The sequence below is a fragment of the Streptomyces sp. NPDC016851 genome (assembly GCF_055562795.1).
The window spans coordinates 270046-292781 of the sequence record NZ_JBVHEP010000007.1; the positions used below are offsets into that span (position 1 = coordinate 270046).

Sequence of the window (22736 nt, forward strand, 5' to 3'; positions counted from 1 at the left end):
CGCCGCCCGGCCGGGCCCGGAGCTGCCGTCCGGGTCCGGCCCGCCGGTCAGTCGGCGGCGCCTGCGGGCTCGGGGACGTGTCCCGTCCCTCCGGGCCCGCGGTCGTCTTCCTGGCTCCCCGCCCCCGCGTCCCCGCGGTCTCCGTCGTCCGCGTCGGGGCGTCCCGTCTCTTCCCTGAGCTCCGCGATGGCCGCCTCGAAGTCCTCGAGCGAGTCGAACGCCCGGTAGACGGAGGCGAAGCGCAGATACGCGACGAGATCGAGCTCCTGCAACGGGCCGAGTATGGCCAGCCCCACGTCGTGGGTGGTCAGCTCGGCGCTTCCGGTGGCCCGCACCGCCTCCTCGACCCGCTGGCCGAGCTGGGCGAGCGCGTCCTCGGTGACGGGCCGTCCCTGACACGCCTTGCGCACACCATTGATGATCTTGGTACGGCTGAATGGTTCGGTGACTCCGGACCGCTTGACCACCATGAGCGAACACGTCTCCACAGTCGTGAAACGACGGGAGCAGTCAGGGCACTGGCGGCGCCTGCGGATGGACGTGCCGTCGTCGGTCGTACGGCTGTCGACGACACGGCTGTCGGGGTGCCTGCAGAAGGGGCAGTGCATGAACTCCAACCCTCCTCACAGCAGACTCATAAGCATCGCTGGGCCTCTTGCGCCCCACGAAGCAGCCCCAAGCATAGGCGATGACCATGGCCGCGAAGACCCGGGGGACCACAACTTGTGGGCTGCTGCTGCAATCCAACCACTAGATGTGGGGATTGGCTCATACATGCACGCCAATACGCGCGTGTCGCGGGCATAGACGCAGGTGACGTGCGACCGGCCCCGCCGCGCCTGCCCCGCACGTCCTCGGGGGCACCATCGAACAGGCCCGGCCGGCATCACCAGCCGCAGCCGTACGCGTACAGCCGTATCGCTGCGGCACATGCGGAGATACCGTGGTCGCCGCGAGGAGGGGACGTGGGACTCCCGCACAGATGAGGGCTGGTCCCGGGGCAGGAGAATGCCGGATGGCAGACTGGGCGACAGACCCCGAGGTGATCACCCCGGCGGTGAAGAGTACAGCAATGGGCGCTTTTGCCCGCCAGGTGGAGCGGTAGCCAATACACCCGGACACATGATCGCGTCAGCCGATTCGCGATTTTTCACTCGAACGTGTGTTTGGCGCAACCTTTCGAAAGCAACTACCGTTGTCCAGCAGGGAGACCATCGAGAGGGGCCGACGTGACCACCACCGCAGACAGTGCCGCCATCACTGCCCAGGACCGCTCCCAGGGCCGACTGGAGCCGGTGCATGCGATGAACGAAGCCACGAACCCTGAGGGGCACAAGCGCTCCCTGCCGGGGCGACCTCCCGGCATCCGGGCGGACAGTTCCGGACTCACCGACCGCCAGCGCCGCGTGATCGAGGTCATCAGGGATTCCGTGCAGCGGCGCGGCTATCCGCCGTCGATGCGCGAGATCGGCCAGGCCGTGGGCCTGTCCAGCACGTCCTCCGTCGCACACCAGCTGATGGCGCTGGAGCGCAAGGGCTTCCTGCGCCGCGACCCGCACCGCCCGCGCGCGTACGAGGTGCGCGGTTCCGACCAGGCCGCCTCCGTGCAGCCCACGGACACCGCGGGCAAGCCCGCCGCGTCGTACGTCCCGCTGGTCGGCCGCATCGCCGCCGGTGGGCCGATCCTCGCCGAGGAGTCCGTCGAGGACGTCTTTCCCCTCCCCCGCCAGCTCGTCGGCGACGGTGAGCTGTTCGTCCTGAAGGTCGTCGGCGACTCGATGATCGAGGCCGCCATCTGCGACGGCGACTGGGTCACGGTCCGCCGCCAGCCGGTCGCCGAGAACGGCGACATCGTGGCCGCGATGCTCGACGGTGAAGCCACCGTCAAGCGCTTCAAGCGCGAGGACGGCCACGTCTGGCTCCTGCCGCACAACGCGGCTTACGAGCCGATCCCCGGCGACGACGCGACCATCCTCGGCAAGGTGGTGGCCGTACTGCGCCGCGTCTGAGTCTGCGCACCGCGTCGGGTGGGCCGCCCAGTCGGCCCGCCCTCTGACCGGGCCCCGGGACCCCTGCGCCGGTTCCGGGGCCCTGCGCTGTCCGGGGGCTCCGGTGCGCGGAGGCTCCGGTACGCGGTGTCGGGGCCCAGTACTCCCGCTGTGGGGGCCGGCCCACGGCTCTCCACGGCTCCTTCGCCGCAGACCAGCCCCGGGGCTCAGTCGGCTTCCGTCTGCTTCGCCACCGCGTCGATCGCCGCCAGCGACTTCCGCACCTGGTTGCGGTCCGTCGTGTACCAGAAGTCGGGCAGTGACGCCTTCAGATAGCTCCCGTAGCGGGCCGTCGCCAGACGCGGATCCAGTACGGCGACCACACCCCGGTCGCCCGACGCCCGTACAAGACGGCCGGCGCCCTGGGCCATGAGGAGCGCGGCATGGGTGGCGGCGACGGCCATGAAGCCGTTGCCACCCGCGTCCTCCACGGCCTTCTGGCGGGCGCTCATCAGAGGGTCGTCCGGGCGCGGGAACGGGATCTTGTCCATGACGACCAGCTGACAGCTGGGTCCGGGGACGTCCACGCCCTGCCACAGCGACAGAGTGCCGAACAGGCAGGTCTTCGGATCGGCCGCGAAGTTCTTGATGAGCTCGCCGAGCGTCTCCTCGCCCTGGAGGAGAATCGGGAACTCCGGAATCCGGGAACGCAGTTCCTCGGCGGCCAGCTGGGCGCCCCGCATGGAGGAGAACAGGCCCAGCGTGCGGCCGCCCGCCGCCTGGATGAGCTCCGTGAGCTCGTCGAGCATGTCCCCGCGATCGCCGTCCCGTGCGGGGCGCGCCAGGTGCTTCGCGACGTACAGGATGCCCTGCTTGCGGTAGTCGAAGGGAGATCCGACGTCGATGCCCTTCCACTGCGGGAAGTCATCGCCCTCGGTGCCTTCCGGGGCGAGCCCGAGGGAAGCACCGACGCCGTTGAAGTCGCCGCCCAGCTTCAGCGTCGCGGACGTCAGGACCACGGAGCGGTCCGCGAAGAGCTTCTCCCGCAACAGCCCCGAGACGGACATGGGGGCGACGCGCAGGGAGGCACCGAAGCGGTCGTGGCGCTCGTACCAGACCACGTCCCACTCGGAGCCGTTCGTGATCCGCTCCGCCACGTCGTGCACGTTCTCCACGGAGGCCAGCGCCTGCTTGCGGACCGCATCCTCGTCCTGGACGGACTTGTCGCGGGTCGACCCGATGGCGGAAATGACGGTGCGGCACGCGTCGCGCAGTGCCATGAGGGCGTAGCCGAGGTCCTCGGGGATCTCCTCCAGGCGGCCCGGCAGCGCGAGCTCCATCAGCCGTTCAAAGCCCTCGGCGGCGGTCTGGAGCTGGTCCGCCGCCTTCTCGTTGACGAGTTTCGCGGCCCGGCGCACCGCGCGGTTGACCTGGCCGGGACTGAGCTCACCGGTGGCGACTCCGGTGACACGCGAGACCAGCTCATGGGCCTCGTCGACGATCAGCACCTCGTGCTGCGGAAGGACCGGGGCACCCTCGATGGCGTCGATCGCGAGCAGAGCGTGGTTGGTGACGATGACCTCCGAGAGCTTGGCGCGCTCGCGGGCCATCTCGGCGAAGCACTCCGCTCCGTACGCGCACTTCGAGGCGCCGAGGCACTCCCTCGACGACACCGACACCTGGGCCCAGGCCCGGTCCGAGATGCCGGGTGTGAGGTCGTCGCGGTCGCCGGTCTCGGTCTCGTCGGCCCAGTCGCGCACCCGCAGCAGGTCCTGGCCCAGCTTGCTGGTGGGCGCGGCCGCCTCGAACTGGTCGAAGAGGCCCTCTTCCTCGTCCTGCGGGACACCCTCGTGCATACGGTGCAGGCACAGGTAGTTCGACCGGCCCTTGAGCATCGCGAACTCCGGGCGGCGGCGCAGCAGGGGGTGCAGCGACTCGACCGTTCTCGGCAGGTCGCGCTCTACGAGCTGGCGCTGGAGGGCAAGGGTGGCGGTCGCGACGACGACACGCTCCCCGTGCGCGAGCGCGGGCACCAGGTAGCCCAGCGATTTACCGGTGCCGGTGCCGGCCTGGACCAGCAGGTGGGAGCCGTCGTCGATCGCCTCTGCGACCGCTTCGGCCATGGCCACCTGGCCGGGGCGCTCCGTACCGCCGACGGCAGTGACGGCAGCATGCAGGAGTTCGGGGAGTGAGGGCTTCGTCATAGCGCGACCACCCTACGACCCAGCACTGACAAACGGGTGATCAAGGCGGGGACGGGGGACGGGATCAAGACCTTGGGCTCCTCGGGACGGGTGGCTCGGATGGGTGGGCGAGTGGTGGGCCGGGTGGCTCGGATGGGTGGACGAGTGGTGGGCCGGGTGGGGCGGTTCTGCGGGGCATGACGCCGACGAGCGGCTCGAGAAATTTCTGCGGCGCGAGTGGGAACCGCGGCGACCCGCGTCGCGTTCAATGAGTGATGGCGCGGTGACACAGCGCTACATCAAACGCCGAGTGGACCGGTCTCGGACCATGAGGGCGGCTCGCTTGTCGGGCAGGTCGACCTCGGCGGAGAACCGGAAGCCGGCGGTCAGGAAGGCGGCGATGGAGGGGGTGTTGCGAATGTCGGGTTCTGCGATGACGCGTGCGCAGGATGGCCGCTGCGCGAGTACGAGATCGGCTGTGGCTCGGAGCAGCAGACCGCCGAGACCACGCCCTCTGTCGGCGACAGCGCCGATCAGGAGGTGGATCCCGGTGTCGTGAGGCCGGGCCGGGTAGTGCCGGGCCAACGGGTCCAGGTCCGCCCGGTAGATCTCCCAATAGCTCATCGGTGTTCCGCCCAGTACGCCGATGCACGGCACGCTGCGTCCGTCGCCGCCCAACTGGGACAGCACATGGTCCTCGGTCACCTGCTGGGGACCGGACAGCTCCCAGAACGCCGCAGCGGCGGGGTCGTTCATCCAGCGGCTGATGAGCGGAAGATCGCGTTCGACGCGCGCGGGGACGAGGTGGAACGGGCCCACGGGTGTGTCGGTCGGGCCCCAGTCGGCGACGCGGTCGAGGAGATCGTCCGACACGGAGGGCTGTGAGGAGGTCTGGTCCGGCCGCCAGACTCCCTGGCCGCCGGACGCCTCGTCCGCGATGAGGGCGAGGAGTTCGTCGGGGAGCCGTAGGTCCATGGTGTCTTCGCCGTGGCCGCCCGCACCGGAATCCGCCCCGGGGTCCGCACCGGAATCCGCACCGGCATCTGCGGTGGCTCCCGCGCTGGAGTCGACGTCGGCACCGGCGTCGGAACCGGCGGAGAAACGGGCGTTGGAGCCGGCACCGGCGTTGACGTCGGCCGTGGCCGGGACAGCGGCACCGGCATCGGCGGTCGGGTCGGCGGAAGGCACCAAACGCTCCTCTCAGGAAAAGGGGATGAGGCGTGTCCTCAGGGATGAAGGAGGTCGGTTGTGTTCGGGGCAGTCAGGGTGATCAGAGGTGCAGGGGGTTGGCGATGGTGACGTAAACGGACTGGCTGTCGACCGGGCCGACGAGTTCGTCGAGGCCGTGGAGCCGGGTCAGCAAGTTGGCCTTGCAGCGCAGCACGGGTGAGTCGAGCAGCCGGGCGGGCAACGAGGAACGCAGTCGGGCCGGACCGGCGGCGACGTTTCCGAGGAAACGGCGGAAGGCAGCGAGCAGCAGCCGCTCGTCGGCCAGCCCCTGGGAGCCGAACGCGCCGATGAGACCGAGGACGTTGTTGACCGCCAGGTAGTAGACGAAGCGCTCGTCGGTGACCTCGTCGCTCACGAACGTGTCGCTCCGCTCACCGACGCCGGGCAGCCGGGCGTCGAGGTCCGCGCGCCTGGACTCGCGGAAGTAATAGCCCTGGTTGTCGCGGTAACGGCCGCCCGCCGGCCATCCGTCGGCGTCCAGCAGGAGCAGGGTGTTCTGCTGGTGCGCCTCCAGGGCGATGCCGGCCTCACCGTCCAGCCAGAGGACGGGGCTCACGACGTGCTCGAGGTAGCGCAGGAACCACTCGGCGGCGACGGCTCCGCGGGGCCGACCGGTCCGGAGGGCGAGACACGTGACGACTTCGGCCAGCCGGGATCGAAGGACGGAGCCGTGAGTCTCCGGGCGGTCGTGAGCGGTTCCCGACCGTGCGGGTGAGTACGGGCGCGGGGAGACGAATCCGGCGAGGCAGGAGACATCGTCCGAGGGGCTGAACGGGTTGTGGCGGATCACCACGTCCAGTCCGGTCAACGGGGCGCCGTCGGAGCTTCCGAGACCGCCGAAACCTCCGGCGCCATCGGAACTCCCGGATCCATCGGAATTCCCGGATACGCCGGATCCGTCCACAGCGATCCAGGCCGGGTCGCGCACGATGTCGAAGCCCGGGTGAACGGCCCGCCATTGCTGCGCCAGTCCGCTGCGGAGCAGGCGGTGGACCTCGACACCGCGGTGGAGTTCCTTACGGAGGTTCTCGCGACGGGAGTTGGTGATGCGCAGGCCCAGTGACAGCTTGAGCATCGCGGGGGCACTGGACCGGTAGACGGTTCGTACGGAGGAGGTGGGGTGCCAGGGAGCGCCGTGGGCGCCGAGGTCGCGGAGCAGCCCGCTGTCGAGCAGGGCAGCGGTCTCCGGGCGGTGCCGGACCTCGCGTGCCTGCCAGGGATGCAGGGGCAGTAGGGCGTACCCGTCCGGCAGAGACAGGTCAGCCCCGGCCAGGCGTGCGGTGAGTCGGGCCGCGGCGACAGGGCGGCCGCGTTCGGTCCAGGCGGAGTCAGTGGAGAGGACGGAGGAGGCGACAGCCATCCAGTGCAGGGGGAAGGATCCGCCCAACTCGGGCGAGTACAGCCGAGCTTCGGCGTCGGAGAGACCCTCGCGGCTCTTGGCGGTCGGGTGCAGGGGGTGTCCGAGGACGAGTGACTGTTCCGCGGTGAGGAAGAGATCCGGGCCGTCCAGCGGGAGTTGGCGACGGTCGCTGAGGAAGGAGGTGACGCGGCGGAGGGAGTCGGCGACACCCGCGACGAGTTCGACGCCGTCGACACCACGGCCGCCGTTCTCGTAGCCAGGACCATGACCGATACCGTGGCCTTGTCCGTGGCCCTGTCCGTGGCCGCATCCGCGTCCGAGCCCGAGTCCGTCCACGGACGTTTCCCTGGAGAGCAGGGCCGCGATCGTGACGGCGTCGGCCGGTGGGGCGTGGTCCGGTGCGTCGGCAAGGCGCGGGAGGCCGAAGCGGTGCCAGCCCGTCGGGGACCAGTAGCGGACGGGGACGCTCAGGGCCGTGCCGCTGGCGGGCAGAGGGATGCGCAGAACCCCGTCGGCGGGGGCGGGCCGGCCGGTCTCGCGCACCCAGCAGCGCAACAGCGTCTCCACAGCTGCTGCCTGGGCGACGGTGCGCGGATCGGGGTGCTCCAAGGGGTCGGTGACAACCCCGCCAGCCCGCAACTCGGCACCCTGCACCTCACCGCTCAGCCCCTCAGCGAGCTGCGCCACCTCCGGCCTCCGACACGGGACCGCGGAGACCGCCGGGTCCGCCGGATCCACCCGGTTCGCCGGATCCACCCGGTTCGCCGGATCCACCCGGTTCGCCGGATCGACCGGGTTCCCCGGATCCACCGGACCCACCGGATTCGCAAGGCTCGCCGGCACCCCCGCCCCCCGGACATCAGCAGAGCCTCGTCCCGGCGTCATGGTGTGGTCGTCGGGGTTGGGGGTGGCGTTCAAGGCAGGTACCTCGTTGGGTGGTTCCGAGACGGCGGACTGGAAGGCTCACGGCATGAGCGCCCACGGCATGGAGGCTCACGGCATCGACGCTCATGGCGTCTACGGCGCCGCTGCCGTACCCCCACCGCACCGGGCAGCCGCCCGAATCGCGTCGGCCAGGCGGTCCTGCACGGCGGCCGCCTGTTCGTCGGTGATCGTCAGGGGCGGCAGGAGCCGGACGACGCTGGCGTGCCGGCCGCCGAGTCCGACGATGAGGCCACGCCGCAGGCACTCCCGTTGGACGGCGGCTGCCAGTTCGGAGGCGGCGGGAAGAGGCTTCCCCGCAACCCCGGCCTCCTGCCCGACTTCCCCGGCCGCACCCTCGGGATCCACGAACTCCACCCCGATCATCAGCCCTCGACCCCGCACCTCCCCTACGCACGGAAAGTCCCCGACCAGTCCTTGGAGTTGACTCAGCATGCGTGCCCCGAGTGTCGCCGCGCGTTCGGCGAGGTGGTTTTCCCGGACATGGGTGAGAGTCGCCGTGCCGGCGGCCATTGCGAGTTGGTTGCCGCGGAAGGTGCCGTTGGGGGCGCCTGGTTCGGGGACGTCGAGGTCGTCGCGGTGGACCACGACGGCCAGCGGCAGGCTGCCTCCGATGGCCTTGGACAGAACCATCACGTCGGGGGTCACTCCGCTGTGCTCCATGGCCCAGAAGGCGCCGGTCCGCCCGACGCCCGTCTGGATCTCGTCGGCGATCAAGGGGACGGACCGGTCGGCCGTGAGCTGCCGCAGGCGCCGCAACCAGGCATCCGGTGCGGCGATCACCCCGCCCTCGTCCTGGACGGGCTCGACGATCAGCCCGGCGGGGAGTGAAGCGCCCGCCCCGGGGTCGTCGAGGACGGACTCGGTCCAGCGGGCGGCGAGGTCGGCCCCGCGCGCGCCCCCGACGCCGAAGGGGCAGCGATAGTCCTGCGGGTAGGGCAGGCGGGTGACCCGTACGTCGTGGGCGGCGGCGGACGCGTCGAATGTCCCGGCCGCCCTTCCGTGGGAGGCGCCGGTGAACGCGATGAGACCGGTCCGGCCGGTCGCCGCGCGCACCAGTGCGCAGGCTGTCTCCACGGCGTCGCTGCCGGCCGGTCCGCAGAACAGCACGCGGGCCCGGTCGGCGAGCCCTGCGGGCAGGGTGCGGAACAGCTCGGTGATGAAGGCGTCCTTGACGGGGGTGGCCAGGTCGAGGGCGTTCAGGGGCGCGCCGGAGTCGAGGACCTTGCGGATGGCTTCCAGGACGACCGGGTGGTTGTGCCCCAGGGCGAGCGCGCCGGCACCGGAGAGGCAGTCCAGGTAGCGGCGGCCGTCCGCGCCCTCGATGGTCAGTCCCCGGGCCCGCACCGGCACGATCGGCAGGGCGCGGGCGTACGTGCGGGCCGCGGACTCGCGCGCCGACTGGCGTCGCAGAATCCCTTCGTGAGCGGCGCGCGCTCCCGGTGCCGTGCCGTCGACGGCACCGGGGAGGGCCCTCACCGGCATACGCCCCACAGCGGCCTCCTCGGACGCACATCCCCCATGGGTGGTTTCCGTCACGACTTCCCTGACCTCCCACTGGGCACGGGCACACAGGACCGCACACAGACAGCAGGCCCCCAACCGCTACCAACCCCGATCAGCTCACCGGGTTACGGGTTGCCTCAAGATCCTTTCCGTGACGGAACTGTTGCGGTTCCGTCGGGCCGCCCCCACAGCCACCGCATAGTGTGTGGTGCCGTTCCCGGACACCGTGAGCTTGGCCTGAACTCCCCGTGAGTCGGCGGAAACCAGGCGCCGAGTACCGGTTCGTCCATGTTCGTTACGCACCAGGGGGAGTCACATCATGCGATCCACACGGCCGTCGTCCAGCACCAGCCGAGGCGGGAGGGCGCGCCGCGGGAACTCCCCCGTACTGGCCGCGGTGGCCCTCGCCTCGGCGCTCGCACTGACCGCCACCGCCTGCGAGTCGGGCGACGCCGCGGCGGGCGGGGAGACCTCCGCGTCGGCCGGCGCCTCCGACGACGGCAAGCTGAGGATCCCGGACGACATCAGGGACCGGCTCCGCGAGCACGGGATCGACGTCGACAAGTGGAAGAACGGCGCCTGGAAGAACTGGGACCGGGACGACTGGCTGCGCGAGGCCAACGAGTACATCAACCCCATCATCGAGGGGCTCTGGGACCCGGACCGCATGCGGGAGGCCGAGGAGCCCGACCAGGGCGTCGACGACAGCGACCTCTCCGGTGACCAGGGCGTGACCGATCCCACGCCCGAGCCGGTCGAGGCGCAGGCCGTGCCGCCGTCGTACCACGCCAACGCGCCGACGGCCGGGAAGGTGTTCTTCGACTCCCCCAAGGGCTCGGCCGTCTGCTCGGCGACGGTGGTGAAGGACCCGGCCCACCCGGGCAAGTCCAACCTCGTGTGGACGGCGGGCCACTGCGTGCACGCGGGCAAGAAGGGCGGCTGGTACCGCAACATCGCGTTCGTGCCGTCGTACAACGACGACGGCAAGCCGGTCGCGGAACTGGAGAACGCCACCAGGCAGGACGTCGCTCCCTACGGCGTCTGGTGGGGAGACTGGGCGCAGACCTCGGACCAGTGGATCGAGCAGGGCGGTTCGACGGGCGGGGACGGCGCGCCCTACGACTTCGCGGTCATCCATGTGACGCCGGAGAAGGGCAGCGGCGGCAAGTCCCTGGAGGAGACGGTCGGTTCGGCACTGCCGGTCGACTTCAAGGCTCCCGCCGTACCGAAGGCGAAGAGCGTCACGGCGATCGGCTACCCGGCCGCACCGCCGTATGACGGGCAGAAGCTGTACCGGTGCCAGGACCAGCCGGGCCGGCTGTCGGTCACCGCGTCGGATCCGACGATGTACCGCATCGGCTGCACGATGACCGGCGGTTCGTCCGGCGGAGGCTGGGTCGCGACGGGCTCGGACGGCAAGCCCGCCCTGGTGTCCAACACCTCGATCGGCCCGGTGACGTCGGGCTGGCTGGCCGGTCCGCGCCTGGGCGAGGTGGCCAAGGGCGTGTACGACTCGGTCAGCGGGAAGTTCGCGGGCCGCTGACGGCCGGCTGATCAACGTCGGCGGTGGGGTGGCACGCCTGGTGCACCGGCAGCGCACTCGGTGCACCGACAACGCACCGGCACACCGGCGCACCGGCCCGTGGACTCACGGAAACCTTCACCACCCCACCCCGGTACACCCTCAACTCCACGGGCATAGTGGGGTTTCGCGCCGGGGTCGCCGGCGCCCACACCCATGACATGCACACGCAGCACCACACTGTCACGCACCAACGGGGGTCATCGCACCATGCGTTCCACACGTACGCCCGCAGCGCCGAGGCGCGGGCGGCGCACCGCTCTCGGGGCCACCGGGCTCATCGCCGTGCTGGCGCTCACCGTGACCGCCTGTGAGGGTTCGGCGGACTCGGCGAGCGACAAGCCCGACGCCACCACCTCGCAGGCCGCGGACGGCGCCGGCAAGGTCGAGATCCCGGCCGACCTCGCCGGCAAGCTCAAGGAGCACGGGATCGACGTCGACCGGTGGAAGGACGGTGGCTGGAAGGACTGGGACAGGGACAAGTGGCTCAGTGAGGCCAAGGACTTCGTCAACCCGGTGATCGAGGGCCTTTGGAAGCCGGAGCGGATGCAGTCCGCGAAGGAGGCCGACAAGACGGTCACGACGAAGGACGCGTCGGCCGGCCAGGGCGTCAGCGACCCGGATCCGGCGCCGGTCCGGGCACAGGCCGAGAAGACGCCGTACCACCGGAACGCCGCCCCGGTCGGCAAGGTCTTCTTCGACTCCCCCGACGGCCCGGCCGTCTGCTCCGGCACGGTGATCAAGGACGTCAACCACCCGGGCAAGTCCAACCTGGTGTGGACGGCGGGCCACTGCGTGCACGCCGGCGGCAACGGCGGCTGGTACCGCAACCTCGTGTTCGTCCCGGCCTACAACGATCTCGGCAAGTCCGAGGCGGAGCTGAGCAACGCGAACCCGACCGAGGTGGCCCCGTACGGCAACTGGTGGGCGGACTGGGCCTCGACCTCGAACCAGTGGATCCAGGGCGGCTCGGAGACGGGCGGGGACGGGGCGGCGTACGACTACGCCGTGCTGCACGTGAAGCCCGAGCAGGGTGCCAAGTCCCTGGAGGAGACGGTCGGTGCCGCGCTGGACGTGGACTTCTCCGCGCCGTCCGCGGCCGAGGCCGCCAAGATGGGCGCCTGGGGCTACCCGGCGGCGCCGCCCTACAACGGGCTGAAGATGTTCAAGTGCGTCGACGTCCCGGGCCGGTTCTCGCTCAGCCCGAGCCTGCCGACGATGTACCGCATCGGCTGCTCCATGACCGGCGGTTCGTCCGGCGGCGGCTGGTTCCGGGTGGTCAACGGCAAGTCCGTACTGGTCTCCAACACCTCGATCGGCCCGGCCGACAACACCTGGCTGGCCGGCCCGCAGCTGGGCCGCGACGCCGAGGCGCTCTACCAGAACATGAGCAAGACGTACGGCGGTCGCTGACCGGAACATGCTGAAGGCCCGCTCCCTGCGGACAGGGGGCGGGCCTTCTCACATCAGGCCTTCTCACATCTGGGCCTTCTCACATCACGCCCTCGAGCCGTCAGAGCGCCGGCGCCGGGACGTACGGCGCGAGCTCCGCCGCCAGTTCCTCATGCACCCGCACCTTGAGCAGGGTGCCCTCCGGAGTGTGCTCCTTGGAGAGGATCTCGCCCTCGTCGTAGGCACGGGCGACCAGCTTGCCGTGCGTGTACGGCACGAGCGCCTCGATCTCGACCGACGGGCGCGGCAGCTCGTTGTCGATGAGTGCGAGCAACTGGTCGAGGCCCTGGCCGGTGCGGGCCGAGACGGCCAGGGACCGCTTCTCGACGCGCAGCAGCCGCTGGAGCGTCAGCGGGTCGGCCGCGTCGGCCTTGTTGATCACGACGATCTCGGGCACATCGGTGGCACCGACGTCCCTGATCACCTCGCGCACGGCGGCCAGCTGCTCCTCCGGGTTCGGGTGCGATCCGTCCACGACGTGCAGGATCAGGTCGGACTCGCCGACCTCCTCCATCGTGGAGCGGAACGCCTCGACCAGGTGGTGGGGCAGATGGCGCACAAACCCGACCGTGTCGGCCAGCGTGTACAGCCGGCCGCTCGGGGTCTCGGCCCGGCGCACGGTCGGGTCGAGGGTCGCGAACAGGGCGTTCTCGACCAGCACGCCCGCGCCCGTGAGGCGGTTGAGCAGCGAGGACTTGCCGGCGTTGGTGTAGCCCGCGATGGCGACCGAGGGCACCTTGTGGCGCTTGCGCTCCTGGCGCTTGATCTCGCGGCCGGTCTTCATGTCCGCGATCTCCCGGCGCATCTTCGCCATCTTCTCGCGGATCCGCCGCCGGTCCGTTTCGATCTTGGTCTCACCGGGACCACGGGTGGCGAGGCCGCCGCCCTTGCCGCCGCCCATCTGCCGGGACAGCGACTGACCCCAGCCGCGCAGCCTCGGCAGCATGTACTGCATCTGCGCGAGCGCGACCTGCGCCTTGCCCTCTCGGGACTTGGCGTGCTGGGCGAAGATGTCCAGGATGAGGGCGGTCCGGTCGATGACCTTGACCTTGACGACGTCCTCGAGGTGGATCAGCTGGCCCGGGCTGAGCTCACCGTCGCAGATGACGGTGTCCGCGCCCGATTCGAGGACGACGTCGCGCAGCTCCTCGGCCTTGCCGGAGCCGATGTAGGTGGCCGCGTCGGGCTTGTCGCGGCGCTGGATCACACCGTCGAGCACCAGCGCACCGGCCGTTTCCGCGAGGGCGGCGAGCTCCGCGAGGGAGTTCTCCGCGTCCTGTGCGGTTCCCGTGGTCCAGACGCCGACGAGCACGACCCGCTCCAGACGGAGCTGGCGGTACTCGACCTCGGTGACGTCCTCGAGCTCGGTGGAGAGGCCCGCCACACGGCGCAGGGCCGCGCGGTCGGAGCGGTCGAACTGGTCGCCGTCCCGCTCTCCGTCGATCTCGTGGCTCCAGGCGACGTCCTCTTCCATCAGGGCATCGGCCCGAAGACCCTCGGGGTGGCTGTGCGCGAAGCGCTGGGTGTCCTGGGAAGGGGAAGAAGAGGAGGTCATTGGATCCTTACGTAGCTGGGAAACCGTTTACGGCGACGGAGCGCTGCGAGCTTTCCGTCACCGGGCATAACGCGCGAGCGTGCCGGGAGATTCCCGGCGCTCCGTGCCGCGCCGACCTGAAGATAGTCGCACGGCACGGGGCGTCTCGTCACCGTGTTATCGAGCGGCCGGTTTCGCGGGCGCCGTCGGCTTCGCGGCCGGTTTCGCGGGCGCGGCCGGCTTCCAGTCCGGGTGCCCCGGCATCGGCGGGGTCTTCTCTCCGTACAGCCAGCCCTGGAAGAAGCCGTCCAGGTCTCGCCCGGAGATCTCGGCGGCGAGCCGGACGAAGTCCTCCGTCGTGACGGTGTCGTCCCGGTACCGGTCGGCCCAGGCGCGCTCCAGGCGTTCGAAGGCCGGGCGGCCGATCTCCTCGCGCAGGGCGTACAGCACGAGCGCGGCGCCGTCGTAGACGTTGGGCCGGAAGATGCTGGTCTTGCGGCCCGGCTCGGGGGCCTTCGGGGCGGCGGGTGGTCCGCCGGAGGCGCGCCAGCGGTCGGAGGCGCCGTACGCGGCCTTCATACGGTCCCGCATCGGCTTGCCGGCCTGTTCCTCGGCGTACAGCGCCTCGTACCAGGTGGCGTGTCCCTCGTTGAGCCACAGGTCGGACCAGGTGCGGGGGCCGACGCTGTTGCCGAACCACTGGTGGGCCAGCTCGTGGACCATGATCGACTCGACGTACCAGGCGGGGTAGACGGACTCGGTGAACAGCTCGCGCTCGAAGAGGGAGAGCGTCTGGGTCTCCAGTTCGAAGCCGGTGGAGACGTCGGCCATGAGCAGGCCGTACGTCTCGAAGGGGTAGCGGCCGACCTTGCGCTCCATCCAGGCGATCTGCTCCGGGGTCTTCTCCAGCCAGGGTTCGAGCGCCTTGCGGTGCTTGGCCGGGACGACGTCCCGTACGGGCAGCCCGTGGGGGCCGGTGCGGTGCAGCACGGTGGAGCGGCCGATGGAGACCTGGGTGAGCTCGGTGGCCATGGGGTGCCGGGTGCGGTACGTCCAGGTGGTCGACCCGCCGGACCGGTCCACTCCGGCGGGCAGCCCGTTGGCGACGGCCGTGTGACCGTCGGGTGCGGTGACCCGGATGGTGAACATCGCCTTGTCGGAGGGGTGGTCGTTGCACGGGAACACCAAGTGCGCGGCGTCGGCCTGGTTGGCCATGGCGAGGCCGTCCGCGGTACGCAGCCAGCCGCCCTCGCGTCCCTCGGCGGGCACGGGGTCGCTGGTGTGCCACACGGTGATCCGCATCCAGTTGCCGTCCGACACGGAGTCCTCGGGCGTGATCACGAGGTCCTCACCGGCGGTGCTGAAGGTGGCGGGCTCGCCGTCGACCTCGACCGAGTGGACGGTGCCGTGGGCGAAGTCCAGGTTGACGCGGTCCAGGTCGGCGGTGGTCCAGGCGTCGATGGTGGTCACGGCCCGCAGCGGCTCGTCGTTGCTGCCGGGATAGGTGAAGGAGAGGTCGTACGACGCGACGTCGTAGCCGGGGTTGCCCAGGTACGGGAAGAGGCGGTCGCCGACGCCGAGCGGGACGACGGGGGCGGTCGCGGCGACTAGGCAGACGGAAACGGCCGAGGCGAGCAGCGCCGCGGACGTCCGCCGACGACAGGATCGGGAACGAGGGCGGGGGCGGGTGCGATGGGGGGTGAGGCGCATGCCTCACGGCTATCAGCGCGCGCGTGCGCGGCGCGGACGACGCGCGTCCGGCCCACCCGAACCGGGGACCGGAGCCTGCGCCGGGTGCCCCCACGTCAGGCGACCGACGCCCGGGCGGACTCAGCCAGACCCGTAACCGGTGGCCGATGCCCAGTCGGTCTCAGCCGACCCCGTAGCCGACGCCCCAGAAACGGGCTAAGCCGGCTCCGTAACCGGTAACCGACGCCCAGTCGGTCTCGGCCAGCCCCGAAGCCGGTAGCCGACGCCCACTCGGGCTCAGCCGGCCCCGTAATCGGTGGCCGACGCCCCAGGCGGGCTGCCGACCCGTATCCGGTGCCCGGCGCCGTGCGGGCTCAGCCGCCCTGCGTCTGCGGCTGGGCGCGGGTGACGTCGTAGACCCCGGCCACGTTGCGCATCGCGCGCATGAGGGCGGGCAGGTGGGCCGCGTCCGGGAGCTGCACCGTGTATGTGTGCCGGACCTGCTGCTGGGTCGGGGGTTCGACGGTCGCGGAGACGATCTCGGCGCCTTCGAGGGCCATGGCCTCCGTGAGGTCCGCGAGCAGATGGGGACGGACGAACGATTCGGCGACCAGCGTGACCCGGCACTCGGTGGCCTCACCCCAGCGCACGCCCACCTCCGCGCGCCCCGCGTCCTTCATACGCGCCACCGCCGGGCACTCGACGCGATGGACGGTCACCGCTCCCCCGCGTACGGCGAAGCCGGTGATCTCGTCGGGTCGTACGGGCGTGCAGCAGCCGGCGAGCCGGACGGCCGCACCGGGCCGGTCGGTGAGGACGTTGCCGCCGGCATGGCGTACGGCCGCCTGCTCGGGAGCCGACCCGGCCGGATCCGGCGCGTCGGCGGTCGCGGGCCGGACAGCCGCGGCGCGCTCCTCGGCCTGCCGCTCCTCCCGGGCCTCGGTCTGCTGGGCCTCGGCCTGCGCGGGGTGGGCGGCCAGCCAGCGCTGGATGGCGATCCGGGCCGCGGGCGTGTGCGCGTGCTCCAGCCACTCCCGGGAGGGCTCGGACGCCGGGTCCTGGCCCATGAGGAGCTGGACGGTGTCGCCGTCCTTCAGGACGGTGCTCAGCGTCGCCAGACGGCCGTTGACGCGGGCGCCGATGCACGCGTGCGCGTCCTCGCCGTACTGCGCATACGCGGCGTCCACACAGGTCGCCCCCTCGGGCAGGCCGATCGTGCCGCCGTCGGGCCGGAAGACGGTGATCTCGCGGTCCTGGGCGAGGTCCTCGCGCAGGGTCGACCAGAAGTGGTCCGGGTCAGGTGCCGCCTCCTGCCAGTCGAGGAGCCGGGAGAGCCAGCCGGGGCGCGTGGGGTCGACGCGCTCGCCGTCGACCGGGTCGTCGGGGGCCGGTGCGTACGGGTTGCCGAGCGCGACGACACCGGCCTCGGCGACCTTGTGCATCTGGTGCGTGCGGATGAGGACTTCGACGACCTGGCCGTCCTCGCGGGCGACGGCCGTGTGCAGCGACTGGTACAGGTTGAACTTCGGTACGGCGATGAAGTCCTTGAACTCCGAAACGACCGGCGTCATGCAGGTGTGGAGTTCGCCCAGGACGCCGTAGCAGTCGGCGTCCTCGTTGACCAGCACCAGCAGGCGGCCGAAGTCGGAGCCGCGGAGCCGGCCGCGTTTACGGGAGACCCGGTGCACGGAGACGAAGTGGCGGGGCCGGATGAGGACTTCCGCCGGGATGTCCGCCTCGCGCAGCACGGTGCGCACCTCGTCGGCGACCTCGGCGAGCGGGTCGTCCGCGCGGTCGGAGTTGCGGACGATCAACTCCCGGGTGTGCGCGTACTCCTCGGGGCGCAGGATCGCGAAGACGAGGTCTTCCAGTTCGGTCTTGAGTGCCTGGACGCCGAGCCGTTCGGCGAGCGGGATCAGCACGTCACGTGTCACCTTGGCGATGCGCTCCTGCTTCTCGGGGCGCATGACGCCGAGGGTGCGCATGTTGTGCAGCCGGTCGGCGAGTTTGATCGACATGACGCGGACGTCGTTGCCGGTGGCGACGAGCATCTTGCGGAAGGTCTCGGGCTCGGCTGCGGCGCCGTAGTCGACCTTCTCCAGTTTGGTGACGCCGTCGACGAGGTAGCGGACCTCCTCGCCGAACTGCTCGCCGACCTGGTCGAGCGTGACGTCCGTGTCCTCGACGGTGTCGTGGAGCAGGGACGCGGTCAATGTCGTGGTCTCGGCGCCGAGTTCGGCGAGGATCAGGGTCACGGCGAGCGGGTGCGTGATGTACGGCTCGCCGCTCTTGCGCATCTGGCCGCGGTGCGAGGACTCGGCCAGGACGTAGGCGCGGCGCAGGGGTTCGAGGTCCGCGTCGGGGTGGTGCGCGCGGTGCGCGTCGACGACGTGGCTGATGGCGTCGGGCAGCCGGCCGCGGGCGGCGGGGCCGAGCAGCGCGGCGCGGCCGAGGCGGCGCAGGTCGATCCGGGGGCGGGACTTTCTGCGCGGGGCTGTCGGCGTCACCGGCCCTGACACCGCGCCCGGCATCGGGCCTGGGGTCACGGAATTCGTGGCCTCCGCACTCATGGGCACCTCCGGCTGCATGGACCGGCGGACGGGGTGCCCCAGGGCGGACACGGCTCAGGGGGTGGCTTCGGTCCCCCGTCCGGGCCGGTGCTTGATGCTACCGAGCCCACCACGCGTGGCTGACCGCCTCTCGCCGAGCGTGAAACTGATCACCCATTCGAGGGATGAATGTGAAGTTTGCACCCCGGTACGTCGTGGCCCTTACGGTTTCGTTCCCGCCAAGTGGCCGGTTCTTTACGACTGTTTCAGGTCGCGCGGCCGACATCGGGCAGTAATTTCCGGACGGACGGACGGACGGCCGCGCCCGCTTCACGCGCGCGAGGCGGTCGCCAGCCACTCCGCGTCGATCTCGCCCTCGGCCACGATCACCGCAGGGCCTGTCATCTCGATCTCGCCGTCGGGCCGCTCGGTGATCACCAGGGTGCCGCCGGGCACGTCCACGGTGTACGTCGCCGGGGTGCCGGTGGCCGTCGGGTCGGCACCGTCACGGCGAGCGGCAGCCACCGCGACCGCGCACGCGCCCGTGCCGCAGGAGCGGGTCTCGCCGGCACCGCGCTCGTGCACGCGCAGCGCGACGTGCCCGGGGCCGCGGTCGACCACGAACTCGACGTTCACGCCGTCCGGATATGCGATTGCCGGGCTGAAGGGCGGCGGCGAGAGCAGGTCACCGGCGTGGGACAGGTCATCCACGAAGGCGACCGCGTGTGGGTTGCCCATGTTGACGTTCCGCGCGGGCCAGCTGCGCTCGCCGACGCTCACCGTGACGTCGCCCTCGGGGAGCAGCGCCTTGCCCATGCCCACGGTGACGTCGCCGTCCTTGGCGATGTGCACGGTCTTCACGCCCCCGCGCGTGGCGACGGCGAGGTCCCCTTCGGCGACGTGTCCGGCACGCTGGAGGTAGCGCGCGAACACCCGCACGCCGTTGCCGCACATCTCCGCGATCGAGCCGTCGCCGTTGCGGTAGTCCATGAACCACTCCGCCTCGGGCGCCATGGCCTTCGCCTCGGGATGCGCCGCGGATCGCACCACGTGCAGCAGTCCGTCACCGCCGATGCCCGCGCGGCGGTCGCACAGGACGGCGACGGCGGCCGGGGGCAGGTCGATGGCGTTCTCGGGGTCCGGGACGATCACGAAGTCGTTCTCGGTGCCGTGGCCCTTGAGGAAGGGGATCCGCGTGCTCATTCCTCGATCGTACGGGGCGCTCCGCGGGAAGGGCCGTGCGGATTCGCCGTGGGGATGCGCGTGCGTCGCGGTGTGCGGGTGCGTCGTGGCGTCTCGCGCAGTTCCCCGCGCCCCTTACGGGGCGCGCTTCAGCGGAGCCGTGCTACTCGCCAGACCGCCAGTACGACCACCGCCGCCACCATCACCGCGTACCCGAGGACGACCCGCCAGTCCGGTCTGCGGCCCGAGCCCTTGGCCGGCAGGCCCGGCAGGGTGTAGCCGACGCGGCGGGCGGCCATCATGCCCCAGCCGGCCGCGCAGGAGCAGATCAGTAGCCCGAGCATGGCGATCACGGCCCCGCTGTCGCCGAAGTCGAAGGCGAGCGGGAACGCGAACATCAGGGAGCCGAGCGCGGCCAGGCTCACGATGGGTGCGAGCTGCCAGATGCGCAGCCTGCGCTGCGGGCGCAGCTCGACCTCGACCTCGCCCGCGAACATCTCCTCGGGCTCGGGGCCGTCGTCCGTCACACCCTGCGTCTCGTCGGGACCGTCGGAGCTGAGACGGTCCGACTCCTGCTCCGGTCCGTTTCCGTGCTCCGGGTCATCCCGGTACTCCGGGGCATCCCGGCGCTCGGGGCCATCCCGATCGGCGGTGATGTGATCGGTGCCTTGTGCGGTGTCGCGAGGGCCGGCCTCCATCGCCACGCGCCCTCCCAACTAGGACTCAACTCGGTCGATCGAAGCTCGATGATGGCACGCCACCGCAGGCCCGGATGACGGCCTGGGCGTCCCGATGCCATGACGTGATCAGGCTGTAACCGGTCGTTCGACGAAAGACAGCGCGAGCTGCGGAAGTTCCGTGCGATCGGCCGCGGCCCCACTCAACCAGTGCACCCGGGGATCGCGCCTGAACCATGAATCCTGACGGCGCGCGAAGCGCTTGGTGGCACGTACGGTCTCGGCCCGCGCGTCCTCCAGGGTGCACTCCCCGGCGAGCGCCGCGAGCACCTGCTGGTAGCCGAGCGCACGCGAGGCGGTACGCCCCTCGCGCAACCCTTGCGCCTCCAGTGCGCGCACCTCGTCCACGAGGCCGGCCTCCCACATCCGGTCGACCCGGCGCGCGATGCGCTCGTCCAGCTCGGGCCGGGCCACGTCGACACCGATCTGGATCGTGTCGTACACGGAGTCGTGCCCGGGGAGGTTGGCGGTGAAGGGCCTGCCGGTGATCTCGATCACCTCCAAGGCCCGGACGACCCGGCGGCCGTTGCTCGGCAGGATCGCCCGCGCGGCCTCGGGGTCGGCCGCGGCCAGCCGGGCGTGCAGCGCGCCCGAGCCGCGCAGCGTGAGTTCCCCCTCCAGGCGGGCGCGGACCTCGGGGTCGGTGCCGGGGAACTCCAGGTTGTCGACGGCCCCGCGCACATACAGTCCGGAGCCGCCCACCAGGATCGGCCAGCGGCCCTCGGCGAGCAGAGCCTCGATCCGCTCGCGGGCCAGGCGCTGGTACTCGGCGACGGACGCCGTGACGGTCACGTCCCAGATGTCCAGGAGGTGGTGGGGTACGCCACCGCGCTCTTCGGGCGTCAGCTTGGCGGTGCCGATGTCCATCCCTCGGTAGAGCTGCATGGAGTCGGCGTTGACGACCTCACCGCCGAGACGCTGGGCCAGGAAGACGCCCAGATCGGACTTTCCGGCCGCAGTCGGTCCGACGACGGCGATGACGCGGGGGGCGGGGGGTGCGCTGCTCACGGCCCCAGTCTCGCAAACCTCGAACCCTGCTCTCGAACGAGTTACGTGACGCCACGGCCGCGGGGTCGTTGCCCGTTGCGAGGTTCCTGCCGCCGGATCGCAGAGGCGGTGGCCCGGGTCGCGCAAACGGACGCACCGGGCGACGCGGGATTTCGCCCGCACGAGTAACGTATGGAGTGGATATGGGCGTTTTTGCACGACTTCTCCGGCGGTCCAAGGCCACGGAGGCGGCTCCTGCCGCCGAGGCTCAGGCCGATCAGGCGACGGCCGGGACCGAGGCGGAGGAAACGGCAGGGGAAGAGGCGGCGAAGGGGGCTGACGGGGCAGCGGAAGCGGCCGAGCCGGTGGCGGAGGCGGCCGAGGTCACGGAGACCGAAGGCGTCGACATCCCCAAGCAGCAGTCCACCGACAAGGCGGCCGACAACGAGGCCGGCGAGGGCGCCCGCACCTGACCGCCCCGCGCGAGGAAGGTGAACCATGGGTCTCCTGGACAACGTGAAGGCCAAACTGGGCCCGGCCAAGGGCAAGGTCTCAGACCTCGCACAGCGGCACGAGGACAAGATCCAGCACGGCCTCGACAAGGCCGCGCAGGTCGTCGACAAGAGGACCAAGGGCAAGTACAGCGACAGGATCCAGTCGGGCACGGGCAAGGCCAAGGGCGCCATGGACCGACTCGCGCACAAGGGCGACAGCGGGCCGGGCACGGGCGGCACTACGCCGCCGCCGGGCCCGGCCGGCACCATGCCGTCGGACACGGGCCGTACGGCACCGTCGGACACGACCCGCACGGCGCCGCCGGACACGGGCCGCACGGCACCTCCGCGGGACGCCGGAGGCACCCCGCCGCCGGACGCACCACCGCGGGACGCGCCACCGCCCACTTCCTGAGCGCACATCGACGCACCAAGTCCTGACCACACATCGGCACACCGAAGGGCACATCGGCGGACGGCCGCGGAGCACGAGGGCTCCCGGCCGTCCGCCGTTTCCCGTGTCCCGTGTCCCGTGTCCCGCTGCGGTGGCCGTCCTGCCGCCGGTCTACGACCAGCTGGCCACCAGGTACCCCACTCCGTACGGCGCGTCCTCGTACAGCAGTGATCCGCCGAGGTCCGCGCCCTCGGCCGCGCCCGCCAGGACCTGCCAGGGCGCCCGGCCGGAGGCCTTCAGCTCGCGCGCCAGCCCTGTGTCCAGGGCCATCAGCGCGGCCATGTCCGCCGTGCCGAGTGCGCGCGCGGCCTCCGCGTCGAAGGGCGCCGCCCGTTCGTCCAGATACCCCGGGGCCTTGAGCGTCCGGCACGCGCTGGCATCCCCCATCACCAGCAGCGCTACCCGCTCGGCCCGTGAGGCGAGGTCCCGTCCGATCCGGCCGCACCGCTCGGGCTCGAGCCGGTCCCCCACGCCGAGTCCCTCGACCGGGGCGTCGGACCACGCGGTCCGCTCCAGCAACCATGCGGCCACCGCCAGCGAGTACGGCAGCCGTTGGCCCGCGGGCGCGCCCGCGACCCGTCCCAGCCGTACGTCGAGATCGACGCCGAAGCCCCGGAACGAGCCCCGTGTGCCCTCCGGGTAGGCCACGGGCCCGGCACTCTCCACCGGCCCGACGACCACGAGCCGGCCGGGCCGGGCGGCGGCGAGCACGCCCAGCGCGTCCGTACAGGCGGCCCGCGTGGCGTCCAGCTCCGGAGCGGCGCCCGCGGCGACGTCCGGCACCAGTAGGGGCGGGCAGGGGCAGACAGCGGCGGCGACAAGCATGATCGGCAGGGTAACTCAGCAGAACACAGGCCCTGCCAAGCC

Annotated in this window: 17 protein-coding genes; 5 read left to right on the top strand and 12 right to left on the bottom strand. The window is 71.3% G+C overall.

Annotated elements, in window-relative coordinates; genetic code table 11:
• Positions 1 to 47: 47 nt before the first annotated feature.
• Positions 48 to 608: a transcriptional regulator NrdR gene (nrdR, locus tag ACZ3I3_RS14275; protein ID WP_467364893.1), complete on the bottom strand. Its 561-nt coding sequence runs from the start codon at positions 606 to 608 to the stop codon at positions 48 to 50.
• Between the two features lie 621 nt (positions 609 to 1229).
• On the opposite strand from nrdR, the gene lexA reads away from it, so the two are divergent.
• A complete protein-coding gene (lexA, locus tag ACZ3I3_RS14280; protein ID WP_030845416.1) occupies positions 1230 to 2009 on the top strand; it encodes a transcriptional repressor LexA in 780 nt (259 codons plus the stop codon).
• 206 nt (positions 2010 to 2215) lie between these two features.
• Here the strand turns inward: lexA and ACZ3I3_RS14285 are convergent, their stop codons facing one another.
• From ACZ3I3_RS14285 to ACZ3I3_RS14300, 4 genes are all read right to left on the bottom strand, one after another.
• The gene (locus ACZ3I3_RS14285) at positions 2216 to 4192 is read right to left on the bottom strand and encodes an ATP-dependent DNA helicase (RefSeq protein ID WP_467364895.1); all 1977 of its coding nucleotides are present in this window, start codon (positions 4190 to 4192) and stop codon (positions 2216 to 2218) included.
• A 273-nt stretch (positions 4193 to 4465) separates the two neighbouring features.
• On the bottom strand, positions 4466 to 5359 hold the full coding sequence (locus tag ACZ3I3_RS14290; RefSeq protein WP_467364897.1) for a GNAT family N-acetyltransferase: 894 nt from the start codon (positions 5357 to 5359) through the stop codon (positions 4466 to 4468).
• 82 nt (positions 5360 to 5441) lie between these two features.
• A complete protein-coding gene (locus tag ACZ3I3_RS14295; RefSeq protein ID WP_467364996.1) occupies positions 5442 to 7646 on the bottom strand; it encodes an IucA/IucC family protein in 2205 nt (734 codons plus the stop codon).
• Positions 7647 to 7778: 132 nt separating this feature from the next.
• Complete coding sequence (locus ACZ3I3_RS14300) at positions 7779 to 9188, bottom strand: diaminobutyrate--2-oxoglutarate transaminase family protein (protein ID WP_467364998.1); 1410 nt, start codon at positions 9186 to 9188, stop codon at positions 7779 to 7781.
• Between the two features lie 340 nt (positions 9189 to 9528).
• On the opposite strand from ACZ3I3_RS14300, the gene ACZ3I3_RS14305 reads away from it, so the two are divergent.
• Both ACZ3I3_RS14305 and ACZ3I3_RS14310 read left to right on the top strand, forming a co-directional pair.
• Entirely contained in the window at positions 9529 to 10752 is a 1224-nt protein-coding gene (locus tag ACZ3I3_RS14305; protein WP_467364899.1) for a trypsin-like serine peptidase, read from the top strand.
• Positions 10753 to 11001: 249 nt separating this feature from the next.
• Complete coding sequence (locus ACZ3I3_RS14310) at positions 11002 to 12204, top strand: trypsin-like serine peptidase (RefSeq protein WP_467364901.1); 1203 nt, start codon at positions 11002 to 11004, stop codon at positions 12202 to 12204.
• Positions 12205 to 12304: 100 nt separating this feature from the next.
• On the opposite strand, the gene hflX is transcribed toward ACZ3I3_RS14310, so the two are convergent.
• The 6 genes from hflX to miaA form a co-directional block, all read right to left on the bottom strand.
• Positions 12305 to 13798 (bottom strand): GTPase HflX, encoded by a 1494-nt coding sequence (hflX, locus tag ACZ3I3_RS14315; RefSeq protein ID WP_467364903.1) that lies wholly within the window; start codon positions 13796 to 13798, stop codon positions 12305 to 12307.
• A 156-nt stretch (positions 13799 to 13954) separates the two neighbouring features.
• Complete coding sequence (locus ACZ3I3_RS14320) at positions 13955 to 15487, bottom strand: M1 family metallopeptidase (RefSeq protein ID WP_467364905.1); 1533 nt, start codon at positions 15485 to 15487, stop codon at positions 13955 to 13957.
• Between the two features lie 353 nt (positions 15488 to 15840).
• Positions 15841 to 18036 (bottom strand): RelA/SpoT family protein, encoded by a 2196-nt coding sequence (locus ACZ3I3_RS14325; protein WP_467364907.1) that lies wholly within the window; start codon positions 18034 to 18036, stop codon positions 15841 to 15843.
• 309 nt (positions 18037 to 18345) lie between these two features.
• Complete coding sequence (dapF, locus tag ACZ3I3_RS14330) at positions 18346 to 19218, bottom strand: diaminopimelate epimerase (RefSeq protein ID WP_467364909.1); 873 nt, start codon at positions 19216 to 19218, stop codon at positions 18346 to 18348.
• A 128-nt stretch (positions 19219 to 19346) separates the two neighbouring features.
• Entirely contained in the window at positions 19347 to 19895 is a 549-nt protein-coding gene (locus tag ACZ3I3_RS14335) for a hypothetical protein (RefSeq protein WP_467365000.1), read from the bottom strand.
• A 108-nt stretch (positions 19896 to 20003) separates the two neighbouring features.
• Positions 20004 to 20942, bottom strand: a complete 939-nt coding sequence (gene miaA, locus ACZ3I3_RS14340) for a tRNA (adenosine(37)-N6)-dimethylallyltransferase MiaA (protein ID WP_467364911.1) — start codon at positions 20940 to 20942, stop codon at positions 20004 to 20006.
• Between the two features lie 182 nt (positions 20943 to 21124).
• Between miaA and ACZ3I3_RS14345 the strand changes: the two genes are divergently transcribed.
• Together ACZ3I3_RS14345 and ACZ3I3_RS14350 are read left to right on the top strand one after the other, a co-directional pair.
• Positions 21125 to 21394, top strand: a complete 270-nt coding sequence (locus ACZ3I3_RS14345) for a hypothetical protein (RefSeq protein ID WP_467364913.1) — start codon at positions 21125 to 21127, stop codon at positions 21392 to 21394.
• 25 nt (positions 21395 to 21419) lie between these two features.
• Entirely contained in the window at positions 21420 to 21830 is a 411-nt protein-coding gene (locus ACZ3I3_RS14350) for an antitoxin (protein WP_467364915.1), read from the top strand.
• 150 nt (positions 21831 to 21980) lie between these two features.
• On the opposite strand, the gene ACZ3I3_RS14355 is transcribed toward ACZ3I3_RS14350, so the two are convergent.
• Positions 21981 to 22694 carry a class III extradiol dioxygenase subunit B-like domain-containing protein gene (locus ACZ3I3_RS14355; protein ID WP_467364917.1) on the bottom strand — a complete coding sequence of 238 codons (714 nt, stop codon included), beginning with the start codon at positions 22692 to 22694 and terminating at the stop codon, positions 21981 to 21983.
• Positions 22695 to 22736: the final 42 nt, after the last annotated feature.